General features: G+C 48.9%; 15 protein-coding genes. 7 read left to right on the top strand and 8 right to left on the bottom strand.

The annotated features are described in order from the left end of the window. Window positions 1-3: 3 nt before the first annotated feature. Complete coding sequence (gene murQ, locus HRE53_RS08070) at window positions 4-933, bottom strand: N-acetylmuramic acid 6-phosphate etherase (protein ID WP_235109893.1); 930 nt, start codon at window positions 931-933, stop codon at window positions 4-6. A gap of 75 nt (window positions 934-1,008) precedes the next feature. Then, on the bottom strand, window positions 1,009-1,599 hold the full coding sequence (locus tag HRE53_RS08065) for a Uma2 family endonuclease (protein ID WP_235109892.1): 591 nt from the start codon (window positions 1,597-1,599) through the stop codon (window positions 1,009-1,011). Between the two features lie 348 nt (window positions 1,600-1,947). Between HRE53_RS08065 and HRE53_RS08060 the strand changes: the two genes are divergently transcribed. Then, window positions 1,948-2,856, top strand: coding sequence for a PRC-barrel domain-containing protein (locus HRE53_RS08060; RefSeq protein WP_235109891.1), 909 nt, complete (start codon window positions 1,948-1,950; stop codon window positions 2,854-2,856). A gap of 26 nt (window positions 2,857-2,882) precedes the next feature. Then, window positions 2,883-4,178 (top strand): glutamate-5-semialdehyde dehydrogenase, encoded by a 1,296-nt coding sequence (locus HRE53_RS08055; protein WP_255801301.1) that lies wholly within the window; start codon window positions 2,883-2,885, stop codon window positions 4,176-4,178. 78 nt (window positions 4,179-4,256) lie between these two features. Here HRE53_RS08055 and HRE53_RS08050 read toward each other — a convergent pair whose 3' ends face one another. Further along, the gene (locus HRE53_RS08050; RefSeq protein WP_212662975.1) at window positions 4,257-4,946 is read right to left on the bottom strand and encodes a Bax inhibitor-1 family protein; all 690 of its coding nucleotides are present in this window, start codon (window positions 4,944-4,946) and stop codon (window positions 4,257-4,259) included. 153 nt (window positions 4,947-5,099) lie between these two features. Between HRE53_RS08050 and HRE53_RS08045 the strand changes: the two genes are divergently transcribed. Together HRE53_RS08045 and HRE53_RS08040 are read left to right on the top strand one after the other, a co-directional pair. Further along, the gene (locus HRE53_RS08045) at window positions 5,100-5,594 is read left to right on the top strand and encodes a GNAT family N-acetyltransferase (protein ID WP_235109890.1); all 495 of its coding nucleotides are present in this window, start codon (window positions 5,100-5,102) and stop codon (window positions 5,592-5,594) included. A gap of 198 nt (window positions 5,595-5,792) precedes the next feature. Next, entirely contained in the window at window positions 5,793-6,812 is a 1,020-nt protein-coding gene (locus tag HRE53_RS08040) for a sirohydrochlorin chelatase (RefSeq protein WP_235109889.1), read from the top strand. Here the strand turns inward: HRE53_RS08040 and HRE53_RS08035 are convergent. Together HRE53_RS08035 and HRE53_RS08030 are read right to left on the bottom strand one after the other, a co-directional pair. Continuing rightward, a complete protein-coding gene (locus HRE53_RS08035) occupies window positions 6,809-7,471 on the bottom strand; it encodes a class I SAM-dependent methyltransferase (protein WP_235109888.1) in 663 nt (220 codons plus the stop codon). The genes HRE53_RS08040 and HRE53_RS08035 overlap by 4 nt on opposite strands. After that, on the bottom strand, window positions 7,398-7,730 hold the full coding sequence (locus tag HRE53_RS08030) for a hypothetical protein (protein ID WP_235109887.1): 333 nt from the start codon (window positions 7,728-7,730) through the stop codon (window positions 7,398-7,400). Before HRE53_RS08030 ends, HRE53_RS08035 begins: the two co-directional genes overlap by 74 nt. Before the next feature lie 36 nt (window positions 7,731-7,766). On the opposite strand from HRE53_RS08030, the gene HRE53_RS08025 reads away from it, so the two are divergent. From HRE53_RS08025 to HRE53_RS08015, 3 genes are read left to right on the top strand one after another with little or no spacing between them, the layout of a single operon-like run. Next, window positions 7,767-8,576, top strand: a complete 810-nt coding sequence (locus tag HRE53_RS08025; protein WP_235109885.1) for a hypothetical protein — start codon at window positions 7,767-7,769, stop codon at window positions 8,574-8,576. Continuing rightward, window positions 8,573-9,040 (top strand): hypothetical protein, encoded by a 468-nt coding sequence (locus tag HRE53_RS08020; RefSeq protein ID WP_212662970.1) that lies wholly within the window; start codon window positions 8,573-8,575, stop codon window positions 9,038-9,040. The genes HRE53_RS08025 and HRE53_RS08020 overlap by 4 nt, the downstream gene beginning before the upstream one ends. A gap of 21 nt (window positions 9,041-9,061) precedes the next feature. After that, window positions 9,062-9,352, top strand: coding sequence for a hypothetical protein (locus tag HRE53_RS08015; RefSeq protein WP_235109883.1), 291 nt, complete (start codon window positions 9,062-9,064; stop codon window positions 9,350-9,352). Between the two features lie 44 nt (window positions 9,353-9,396). Here HRE53_RS08015 and HRE53_RS08010 read toward each other — a convergent pair whose 3' ends face one another. The 3 genes from HRE53_RS08010 to HRE53_RS08000 all read right to left on the bottom strand — a co-directional run bounded on the left by HRE53_RS08010 (window position 9,397) and on the right by HRE53_RS08000 (window position 12,064). Beyond that, a complete protein-coding gene (locus HRE53_RS08010; protein WP_235109882.1) occupies window positions 9,397-9,873 on the bottom strand; it encodes a DUF29 domain-containing protein in 477 nt (158 codons plus the stop codon). 65 nt (window positions 9,874-9,938) lie between these two features. After that, entirely contained in the window at window positions 9,939-11,462 is a 1,524-nt protein-coding gene (gene crtD, locus HRE53_RS08005; protein WP_235109879.1) for a C-3',4' desaturase CrtD, read from the bottom strand. 83 nt (window positions 11,463-11,545) lie between these two features. Beyond that, window positions 11,546-12,064, bottom strand: coding sequence for a pentapeptide repeat-containing protein (locus HRE53_RS08000; protein WP_235109878.1), 519 nt, complete (start codon window positions 12,062-12,064; stop codon window positions 11,546-11,548). Window positions 12,065-12,199: the final 135 nt, after the last annotated feature.

The following is a 12,199-nucleotide window of genomic DNA, read 5'->3' as shown; positions in this document are numbered from 1 at the left end:
GCGCTAAGGTGCAGACTGGCTTTGAACCGCTTGCCGTAGGTTGCCGTGATGCTGGTCTAAAAGAGTTTGGCCCTGATCGGCGGAGAGTCCTGTCCAATGGACGAGTAGGGCTAGTTTCACTTTGCGATCGCATCTCCCTAACAACTCGGCAGCCTGCTCTCGGGGTAGCTCTGTTAGATCAGCAATAATCCGCAAAGCTCGATCTTCTAACTTACTGTTAGTGACGGAGACATCCACCATTCGATTGCCATAGACTTTGCCAATCTGGACCATCGCTCCTGTAGAGATAATATTCAGGGCTAATTTGGTGACACTGCCTGCCTTAAGGCGAGTGGATCCAGCCAGAATTTCGGGTCCAACCAGTAACCGCACGTCAATATCCACATCAATGGTGAATTGATCGGTTGGAACGCAGGCCATAAAAACGGTGGTGGCACCTCGTTCATTGGCTGCGTGCAAAGCACCATGAACAAAGGGGGTTGTCCCGCCAGCGGTAATCCCCATGACTACATCTGTTTCGCAGACATTGCGATCTGCGATGGCAGCCGCACCATCATCGGCTCGATCTTCTAGAGCTTCTGAACTTTTGACTAAGGCAGCCTGACCTCCCGCCAAGATTCCCTGGACCATTTCTGGAGGTGTACAAAAGGTGGGGGGACATTCGGCAGCATCTAAGACCCCTAAACGACCACTCGTTCCGGCCCCGACATAAAATAACCGTCCGCCTTGTTGCAAAGCCTGCGCCGCTTTCTCAACGGCGGCGGCTAAAGGCTCACGAGCGGCGGCAATGGCGCTGATCAGCTGCTGGTCTTCCTGATTGAATAAATCAACTAGCTCTAACGCGGTCAACTGATCGAGATTGCGGCTGTTGGGATTAATCTGTTCGGTCAGAAGATGTCCACGTTGGCTCAAAGGCTGAGGAGTAGAAGTCAAGGGAATTACCTGAGATCGTCATACTTAAGCGGTCACCTCGACTCTACCCCTAGAAGGCATATCCTGAAAGATACGTTAGAAAATCGGGGATAAATCTAAGATAAAGTCTTGTAGAACGGACTCACCAGAGAGTTGGGCTGGAGCTTGGACCCTTTCAACGACCTGGTTGGGGCGATAGATTTCAACGGTCTGCTGTTTGGGATCTATCAGCCAGCCCAACCGCGCACCATTTTCTATATACTCTTGCAGTTTGGCCTGTAGAGGTGCCAAAGCATCACTCGCTGACCGCAGCTCAACCACAAAATCGGGACAGAGGGGGACAAATCGTTCCTGTTCGGAGGACGTTAAGGTTTCCCAGCGCTCAATGGTCATCCAAGAGGCATCAGGAGAGCGAGTGGCTCCATTGGGCAGCTGGAATCCGGTACTGGAATCAAAAGACTTCCCTTGGCGAGTTTGACGATTCCAGGCTCTTAGTTGAAATGTTATGTCGGCATTGCGATCGCCTGTTAACCCACCTGTTGGGGGCATAATGATCAATTCTCCTAGGGGGGTGCGTTCAAACCTTAAATCGCTATTGTCCTGGCATAGTTGAAAAAATTGCTCATCACTCAGGTTAATGCGGAGGGTTAAGGCGGACGCTATAGGGGGGGAAGCTATGCTGACCATAATCTTTAGTTGGAGGTCTCAGCTAACGCTAGATATCTGACCTTAATATAGCTGGCAAGATCAAACAGCCTGCGGCAGGCACTATAAATCAAAAGTCGTTTGGGGCTAGTTCTGCCCCATCACAGTATTAACCCATCATGTCTCTGGGAGGCATAAACCTTGATTAGCAATGGTCTTGGGGTGATATCAACACCTTGAAAGAGAGGTGCCCTCTTCCTAAAGGCACTAAAATGAAGTGGTCAGGGTGTAAAAATGTACCGTGTGCGATAGTTTTTGTGACATTGTAAAGGTACGATTAACAACATTTACCCCACCCAAAAACTCAAGAATTCGGCTCAGGATTCACGCATGGCAATATCTGAACAAGTTCAACAACGCGCTGACTTTATCGGTACTCAAGTCATTACTCGCAGTACAGGTAAAAAACTTGGTGTGATTACCCAGCTTTGGGTGGATGTCGATCAGCGGGAAGTCGCCGTTGTTGGTTTGCGGAATACCCTGGTTACTGGGGATGAGCGCTACATGTATCTCAGTAATATTCGGCAGATTGGAGATGTGATCCTGGTCGATGATGAGACCGCGATTGAAGAAATAGATACCTTTGACTTCAGTACCTTAATTAATAATGAAGTGATCACCGAAGCTGGAGAACTTTTGGGCAAAGTCCGAGGGTTTAAGTTTGATACCAGCACCGGTGAAATTACCTCTTTGGTGATTGCATCGATTGGAGTGCCACTCATCCCATCTCAGGTGTTGAGTACTTATGAATTGCCCGTAGAAGAAATTGTCAGCACAGGGCCAGAGCGCTTGATCGTCTTTGAAGGAGCTGAAGAGCGCCTCAATCAGCTGACAGTAGGTCTTCTGGAGCGAATGGGATTAGGGATTCCGCCTTGGGAACTCAGCGATGAAGAAGACTATATCCCTAAGACGGCTTCTACCACGAACCAGCTTGGCCCTGGGGAACCCACGACAGCCTATGCACCAGCCCGTCAATCTGCGCCTGCACAGCAAGCCTGGCAAACGGAAGCCTGGGAAGCGGAACCCGTGCCTGTAGAACGCCAAGAAGCGGCACCGCAGCAGCAATATGCGTATCAAGAAGAAGATAACTGGAGTGAGGGCGGGTCTTCTACTCCGCCAGCCCCTTCAGAGCCGAAATATGAGCGGGAAGGGGATGTTTGGGACGATGATTACGAGCCCCAAGAGCTAAAAATCCCGGAACCCCAAAAAATTGCTGAGTACGAACGCGAAGATTTTTAAAACCCTGTCGTTAAACAACTAAAACTGTGACTGTCCTAACGAATTCTCTTACTGAGGTTGCTCAACAAGCTCGACAAGCGGCTATTCATCTGGCAGGGGCTTCTACAGAAACGAAAAACCAAGCGTTAGAAGCTGTCGCCCAGGCTCTAGAAGCAGCAACGCCAGAGATTTTAGAAGCAAACGTTCGAGATTGTCAGCAAGCTAAAGAAGCAGGAATTGCGAATGCCCTTTACGCTCGGTTAAAGCTAGATGCCACCAAGCTCAAAGGTGCGATTGCAGGCGTACGCAGCGTCGCGAATCTTGAAGATCCTGTCGGGACCGTTCAACTCAAGCGCGAGTTAGATACGGGGTTAGTGTTGAACCGGGTGAGCTGTCCTTTGGGCGTGCTCGGGGTCATTTTTGAAGCCCGACCGGATGCTGTGATGCAAATTGCAGCCCTGGCGATTAAGTCTGGAAATGGCGTTCTGCTTAAAGGAGGCCAAGAAGCTCTGCATTCTTGCCAAGCGTTGGTGAAAGCTATTCAGCATGGACTATCCAATACAGCGGTGTCACCTAATGTGGTGGCGTTATTGACTAGTCGGGAAGAAACTCTCGAATTGTTGAATCTTGATCAGGATGTGAACCTGATTATTCCTCGTGGCTCTAATGATTTTGTCCGGTTTGTGCAGGAAAATACCCGCATTCCCGTGTTAGGCCATGCGGAAGGGATTTGTCATCTGTATGTGGATCAGGCGGCGAAGCTGGACCAGGCGGTAGGGATTGCCGTGGATTCGAAGATCCAATATCCAGCGGCTTGTAATGCAGTGGAAACGATTTTGGTGCATGATGCGATCGCACCCCAATACCTCCCTCAACTAACAGCAGCTTTACAGGAAAATCAAGTCAAAGTTTTAGGTGACTCCAAGACGCAAGGGATGGTAGATGTGGCTCCCGCATCAGATGCTGATTGGGCTACAGAATATGGTGATTTGATTGTATCTATCAAGGTGGTGGCATCCTTAGAAGAGGCCATTGCTCACATCAATCAGTATGGCTCGGGACATACGGATGCCATTGCTACTGAAGATGACCAAGCGGCGGCTATCTTTATGAACCAAGTGGATGCCGCAGGTGTGTTCCACAACTGTTCGACCCGATTTGCTGATGGCTTTCGTTATGGATTTGGCGCGGAAGTGGGCATTAGCACGCAGCGGATGCCACCCAGAGGACCCGTTGGTCTGGAAGGATTAGTCACCTACAAATATCAGCTCAAAGGCCAGGGACAGATTGTAGCGACCTATGCCGGGTCAGATGCTCGTCCGTTTACCCACAGAGATCTTTAAGTTTACCCCTATTAAATAAGCATCATCGGGACAAGATTATCGTCCCGATGATGTCTTGATGTTGCGGATAGAGCTGGGTTAGCGGCGAGATGATGTGGCCATGACAATTCGAAGAATGTACCAGAATAGCAAAGCCACAGACGCGAACAATTCCAAGGATGCAGCTACATAATGCCTGGTGGAATAGTGCTTCATCACCTTGGAGGTGTCATACAAAATCGCCGCTGAAGCAAACACCACCATCAAGACGGAGAAGAATAACCCCAGGGAGAAGCCGAAGATATAACTGCAAGCGATCAGCCCCAGAGCGACAAAGCTACCAATTTTAAGGATGCCACCGAGAAAGGTGAAATCTGTTCGGGTTGTAAATGCGATCGCAGTCAGTCCCCCAAACATGGTGAGGGTTAAGATCGCGGCTGTAGGAATGACGTTAGGGTCGGAAAAAGCGGCTGCAATGTAGAGTAAAGGGGCAAAAATCAAGGCTTGGGCAACCACATAAATGCCTAGCCCTGCGTACTGAGTACCCACCTCATCCGCTTTGGCGACTAGTCCCCGAGACATCCAGCCGAGTAGTGAAAATGCACCTAAAATTAACAGCCAGCTAAAACGACTTCCCGCGACAAATTGGAATATTGCTTCAGCAATCCCCAATTGGAACAGCAGAAATTCAACGACAATAAAAGCACCAATGGCCCCTGCTAGGTGCAGATAGGTTTTTTGAATAAAAATGGCGCGTTCAGATGGGCGTGACTGGGCAACGCTTAACATGATTTGTATCCTCGACAAAAAGCAGTATGAAGAGTCCTGCTATACGTTCAGTTTAAGCTACCCATAAATCAATTGCCTGGAAGTTGCTGTTAGCTTGCGGCGTATTACCTTGCGGCCAATACCAGGCTTGAACCAATGTGTATGGGGATGAAAGTGGACTTACAAAGTGTAGAGGTTAGCATTTCTCCCATCCCCATAACCGAAAGGATGGTGCTGGCCAATTTAATGCAGTTGTATTGCTACGATTTAAGTGAGTTTAATGATGATGTCATTAATGAGTCAGGACTATTTGCTGAGTATCCTTACTTCGATGCTTATTGGACTGAATCAGAGCGCTTCTCTTTCTTTATCAGGCTCGGTCTACAACGAGTTGGATTTGCTTTAGTTCGAGAATTAGCCGTGAACCAGTATGCGATTGCTGAATTTTTTGTGGCTCGGAAGTATTGTCGGTTAGGGGTTGGTAAACAGGCTGCTTTGCAACTATTTCAGCGATTCCCGGCAGAATGGCATATTGCTCAACAAGCAGCCAATATCCCAAGTCAGCAATTCTGGAGAACGGTTATTGCCGAATATACCAATGGGAGTTACCAGGAAGTTTTCAACGAGAGCCAGCCCAAAGGACCAAAACAGATTTTCAATGGAACCTAAATCCTACTGGGCGATCTTAAAAGAATGCTGTGACTGTCCCGGACTGGAGGGTTGAGTTTGTATTGTAGACAGTGGGCAAATGCCCAGGTCCGATCAAACCATTCTGTTAACGACCTATTCTTAAACCCATAAGATTGCTTAGTCATCTCGTGGGGGATCTTCAGTTAAAGCTTGTAATTCACAGGCAGGGAGTCTTTTATGTCTATTGCTTATACCCCAGACTTGGTGGTCAGACCTGCCCCCCTTAGTTTGCCAACCGCCAATGACTTGGCACCACTACCTCTTCAGCGGCCCTTACTAATGATTGGCCATGGCACTCGTAATGAAAGTGGCAGACAATGCTTTCTAGATTTTGCAACCCTTTACCAGGAACTCGATCGATCACGACCTGTGTTCCCCTGCTTCTTAGAACTAACGGGTCCCAGTATTCAAGAAGTCGTCGATCACTGTGTTGAGCAAGGCTATACCGAACTGTCGGCCCTGCCCATCTTGTTATTTGCCGCCCGCCATAACAAATTCGATGTCACCAATGAACTAGACTTGGCTCGCAAGCGCCATCCTAATCTGAAATATCACTATGGTCGTCATTTCGGCATTACGCCTGGAATTCTAGACCTGTGGAAACAGCGATTAGAACTCCTGGACTCTCCCGAGCATAATCCCCAGGGCATTTCCCGCGAAGAGACTGTCCTGCTATTTGTAGGTCGAGGATCTAGTGATCCTGATGCTAATAGTGATGTCAGCAAAATGGCTCGGATCCTGTGGGAGGGCAGTGGTTATCAAACCGTGGAGACCTGCTTTATTGGCATTACCCATCCCCGGTTAGAAGAAGGATTCCGACGAGCGCGGCTGTACCAGCCCAAACGAATTGTTGTGGTGCCCTATTTCTTGTTTACAGGCACCTTGGTAGAAAAGATTTTTGATATCTCGACTCAGCAACAAGCGGCCCATTCTGATATTCAGATTACCTGCCTACCCGAAATGGGTCTGCATCCAGCGCTAGTACAGGTCTTGCGCCAGCGCGAACTGGAAACCCAGTTGGGACAGGTTCAAATGAATTGTGAACTCTGCAAGTTCCGGCTCGCAGCGCTCAATGGTGAAGAACCCCATAGCCACAGCCATGATCATGGTCATCACCATGGACATGACCATGGCCATACCACCATCAATGTGGATAAAGAAGCGGATTACCACAATCGTATTTGGCAAGTGCCTTAAGCAGAGTTGGTTTGTAACGGTTTAAGGGTTGGCTCACCTGGAAAAGTAGGGCATGTTCCCACCGTCAGTTGGTGAATCCAGCCTAGATATCGGGTGCTAACATTTTCAAAGCCAGCTTCGGTCGTCCAGTCCTGAATGCTCTCTTGGGCGTAAACCGTGGAATAGGGTTCTCGGAAAAGTCGAATTAGCCAGTCTGCATGGCGGAGGCGGTTTTGATTGCCGTCCAAAATAATTAGTTGCCCACCCGGTTGCAGCAATCGGCGACATTCTTGCAAGACCAAGCGAGAAATGTGTGGGGGCATTTCATGGAACACCATGCAAAGGGTTATCACATCAAAGCTGTGAGCTTCTAGATCTGTAGCTTCAGCTAAGCCGTGGAGCCAGTGGATATTGAGCTGAGCCTTTTGGCTTTTGTGTTGGGCATGACACAACATATAGGGTGATAAATCTAAGCCAATGACTTCAGCTTGGGGGTAAGCGGCTTTGAGTATCAAGGTCATGGAACCCGTCCCACAGCCTAAATCGAGAATTCGTTGAGGCTGACCCTGAATAGATGTCAGTGCTTGTTGTCGAAGGCGAGTTTCACTAGGGGGAGAGGCAAAGGCGGTAACGGCGTCGTAGGTGACAGCAGCTTCTTTGCAGAGATAGCCCCCTTCCACTCCATGAAAGTTGGGGATACGGTAGTACTGGGGGGTAGGTTAGGTCTGGATTGCGGAGGGCATGACATCCTGCTTCCCAGTCATAGGTATCGTATTGTTTCTGATTGTCAGCACCGATGAGGATGCGTACAAACCCTTTCACACAGATTTGCCATAGTGCCTGAGGTACCGTTGTCTTCAAAATCTTGGGGTTGTCGTCTACAGTGAAGTGAGTCAATCGGTGGGCTGATCGTTCCGTCAAGGTTAGACCGAAGTCCACACTGTTAGCAGGCCGTCCAGATTGCACTCTTGCTCAATGATAAAACCAACGTACTCCCCTTTCTATCAAGCGGCAGATGTGCTCGCGTCAGGAGCAGGGGGTAGTCAGCCACTTCTCCCTTATCAGCCAATTCCGTTGTGGGGGGCTTCTGTTGCCTTCGTGGGAGAATTCGATGCGACCCTAGAGACCCTACGGACTTTCTGTGAGCGGTTTGACGCAGAAGTTGTGGCGGATCTGGAAGGGGACATTACCCTTCTAGTGGTGGGTAATAATGTCCCAACCCTTGAAACTAGAGCTACTGTCTGTTCAGAAGCGGAGTTGTTGAATCTGACCGATTGGGTACCAGTGTCTTTCCCAACGTTGATGGATCGCCTCATTGCAGAAGGGTTTGATATTACCTTTCGCTCTAATGAAGGGGATGGATTTCAGGCGACTGTCCAGTGGTCAACAGACAGTACTGAGCTATCCTCTGCACTACTCGCTTTTGCCAGGCAATCAGAGATTGTCCAACACATTATGGAAGAGGCCCCTCGTCGCTACTCAGCCCGACAATTAGCTAAGGTGTCAGCAGACTTTGCGCTTTTAGATCCCCAAGATCCTAATCAGGGTTGGTATCAGTTTCTAGAGACATCTGAGTTTGCTTGGGATTTCGACGCGGTGAGTGACCAGATCATTGTCTCAGGTTTGTCATTACTCAAAACGATGCAGGCCTGTGTAGGGGATATTGCGGTTCTCGCCATTCATGATCAGGCATTAGAAAATAGTGTGGATGCAGTTCATATAATTGGAGGGCTGGATCCGCAAGGACAGCTCATGGGTTTGATCTTGCATCGGGTGTGGACATGATGACTCAACTGCAATGTATCCCCGCTTCCATGTGGGGTTGGAATTATGGGATTGAGACATCCCAAGGAACTGCCATGGTGGAATTCAAGGTGATGAAGGATGAAGGTGAAATTGTCCTCCCCCAGACGAGCTACTCTATTGAGCATCCCATGCTGTCTGGAGAATGGATGTTGAAACAAGTCACCGATGGCAAGGATTCAATGGTTGCTCGGGCCCGGAAGCCGAATCCTCTGAGACGAAAACTTGAGCTAACCTTTGGGACTAAAAAACTATTTTTACAGGCCGTTTCACCTTTTCGGCGCGAATTCCAAATTCGTCAAGAGAGTCAGATCTTGGGTCGCATTCGTCCAGACAGTTTTTCGTCGAGACAAGCCACGATTGAGGTAGATGCCCCGTTGGATCTGAGGATTCAATTGTTTCTGTTCTGGCTAACCGTGATGCTTTGGCGTCAAGGAGCTTCGTAAATAATCCACTACTGAGAAGCTATGAAAAAGTTTTACCCAGTCATCAAAGTTCTTTCCCCTATCCTGATTTGTGCGGCGATTGGCGTGGAAATCTGGACGCTATATGCGTTGCAGACAGGAAGTCCGTTACCCCCTCTGCCCATTGGGTTACTTTGGTTTGGACGATTTGCTCTTACGGCCCATGCGGTGGAAGGAGTGGTGGCGAGTCTGTTTGCCAAGTCTTACGAGAAATCTCCAATTCCTTACGGGCTATATACCTTTTTTGTCGGTACGGTGGGCTTACTAGAACTGTTTGAACCAGCCAAGAGCTAGAACTACGACACTGCTAGTTCTAATTGTCGAGGATATTCATCTCTCTAGCCCTGTTCTACATTGCTAGGTAAAAACTCGGCATCTAGTGCAGATTCTATTAGGTAGGGACACATCTCCGGGAAAATATTGATGGGTAATCCAGTTTCATCAGCGGCTTGTAATCTTGCTCCCGTATAGCAATCCTCATATTCTTGCTGGAGATAAGCATTCAGACTAGGAGAGTCTTTGAGGATGCGGGCGATTCGTCGTCGGTGTTCTCGAATGGAGCCACGCCAACTAGCAGATCGCTGCTCTGGTTGAAATTGCCATTTGAGTAAGTGAAGCAGCACAATTTCCAAATTGCTACAGAGTGCACGCCGATCGCGTTTCCCCAAGTCTTCCACCTCTTCAATCAGGTTCTCAATGTCCAGTTCGTCAAATTTTCCCTGCTGTAATAGCAAGGTGGCTTGAGTGATCCATTGGGCGAAATCAGCGTTGTAAAGTTGTTGATGGGATGTGGTGGGTCTCTGTAGGCTGGTCATATTGGCTACCGTCGCTCCCTATACTCTGACATATATAAGAGCGAAGGCAGAGAGAGCTGCAATGATTACTGCACCGAGAGCGTACCGTCCATTGCCATCAATTGATTGACGGCAGTCAAGGCAGAATAGCTGACTCCTGCTGTGCCTTCGCCGGGATGAGTGGAATCCCCCACTAGCCATAGCCGTTTGATCGGTGTTCGTGTTGCAAAGCCAAAGGGGCCAAAGGTAGACAGGCGCTGACCGATGCCACCGACAATGCCTTGGCTACGGCCTGTAAAGTGAGCAAAGGTTCTGGGGGTTGCTGCTTCCTGATGAATGATGGTATCTGGGGTGAGGTGGAAGTATTGACTCAGATGTGCGATCGCACCCTCAATATACGCTTGCTTCAACCCCTCATAATTCTCCGTCTTTTCCCATAACGTTGGATCCGTAAAGGAAGACGCGATGATGGTGGCTTTACCTTCTGGGGCGCGACCATCCCCTGATCGGCTCACCGATACAAACAGAGAGTTATTTTCGCCAATGGGGCCGTCATAGTCATAGAGAAACTGCAGATGGGGCGGGCAATTGGCAGGAATTGCGTCTTCCTCTACCCCGAGATAAATCACAAATGCACCCGAAGAAGGCGGCAGTTTTTTGACCCGCTGTTGATACTGTCGAGGCGCATCCTCTCCCAGTAAACGGACGAGGTTTTGCACCGTCACATTCGCCACGATATGGTCAGCTGATTCCGTCCAAATCTTACCTGTTTTTTGCTGACGGATTAATGCACCTAAAAATTCCTGATTATGCACCTGAATTTGATCAACGCTATGGCCCATATGCAGTTCACCGCCATGTTTTTGCAGGGCTTCGACGATGCGATCGCTGAGCACCTGCATACTGCCATGCAAATGAAACAATCCTTGGGGCGCTTGCGATACTCCTAGCGCCGTGGCGGCATACAGTAAAGCGGTCTGATCGGCATTGACCTGGGAATAAAGCTTGAGTTGGAGGTCTAAAAAGGTTTTTAAGCGACGTTGATTGCCTAGGCCCGTTAGTCTGAGGAGTTGACCCACCGTCGTAAATAGATGAGGCACGGTTAGTAAGGTATCGGGGCGAACCGCTTGTAAAAGCTGCCATCCATCCCAAAGATTACGGGGAGGAATGACTGGATCGCGGGATTGAAACCCCCAGTTGTAACGAAACAGGTTTGCTAGGAGCTGCCAAAACCTATCACTACCGGGGAATTGTTTTTCCCGTTCTGCCTGCCATTGGTTTGGGTCTCGCCAGACGGAGATGGGTTCAGTTTCTCCGGGCAAAAAGACTGCACAAGCCGGATCGCAATGGCTGGCGGTTGGAATCTCAACCCCCAATTCCTGAAAGATCCGATGATGGATACCGCCGGGTTCTAAACCCGCTACTTGGGTTGCCCCCACATCAAAGGTAAAACCCCGCCGTTTAAAAGTAGAGGCACAGCCTCCTGGTACCCAGGCTTGATCAAAGACTTTGACACGATAACCTCGCTTCGCCAACAATGCCCCTGCTGTTAAGCCGCCAATGCCTGCACCAATAACAACGACAGCAGTTTCATGAGGTGACTTAGACATGGGGGAGAGATAGGCATGTTACATTTCTTAATGAAATTATAACCTTAACTTTCCCCTGTCAGGGTGCTGACTCTAATGGAAGATTATGAACATTGCCAGCCCCAGTGCCTCTCTCTCAGCCCTCTCTCTTTTTGTTTGCTGGAGTTGGCCAGTGTTTCTGCTGTCCATAGCTTCATTCCTGCAAGGACTGGATTGAAGGAAGGGCTAAATTGAGTATCTTCACTGTAGAGAGCACCCTTTAAGTTCGCATCTTGGAATAAACAATCCATCAGATTGGTATCGCGGAGATCTGTGCCAATCAATTGAGCTTTGTGGAGATTCGCTCCCTGAAGATTGGCCCCCATCAAGTAGGCATGAGATAAATTAGCCCGCTGTAAATGGGTCTGCTGCAACGAAGCCATTTCTAAGTGGCTGCGGTAGAGATAACATTCCCGCATATTCGCCTGGTCTAAGCATCCAGAGGCCAGAATCGATCGTTGGAGATTAGCCCGCTGTAGGCTGGCTGCCTGCAAATTTACGGCTGTTAAATCTAGGTGTTTGAGGACCACGCCATCCAAGTGAACCCCGACTAGATCTATGCCGCGAAAGGATGTTTGACCCATCAGGCATAGGTCTAAAAATGGCAGTCCTTTGCTCAAAAATGAGTCTAAGAGATTGATATTCATCAATTCTGAGTTAAAAGCAGTGAGGATGTCTAAGTTTCAGCATTCCCGACTGGCAATATTTTATTTCTCAAG

This window comes from Acaryochloris sp. 'Moss Beach' (genome assembly GCF_021497025.1).
GTDB lineage: Bacteria > Cyanobacteriota > Cyanobacteriia > Thermosynechococcales > Thermosynechococcaceae > Acaryochloris > Acaryochloris marina_A.
Note: the sequence above shows the minus strand (reverse complement) of the source record. Positions and strands in the feature narration are given on the sequence as shown.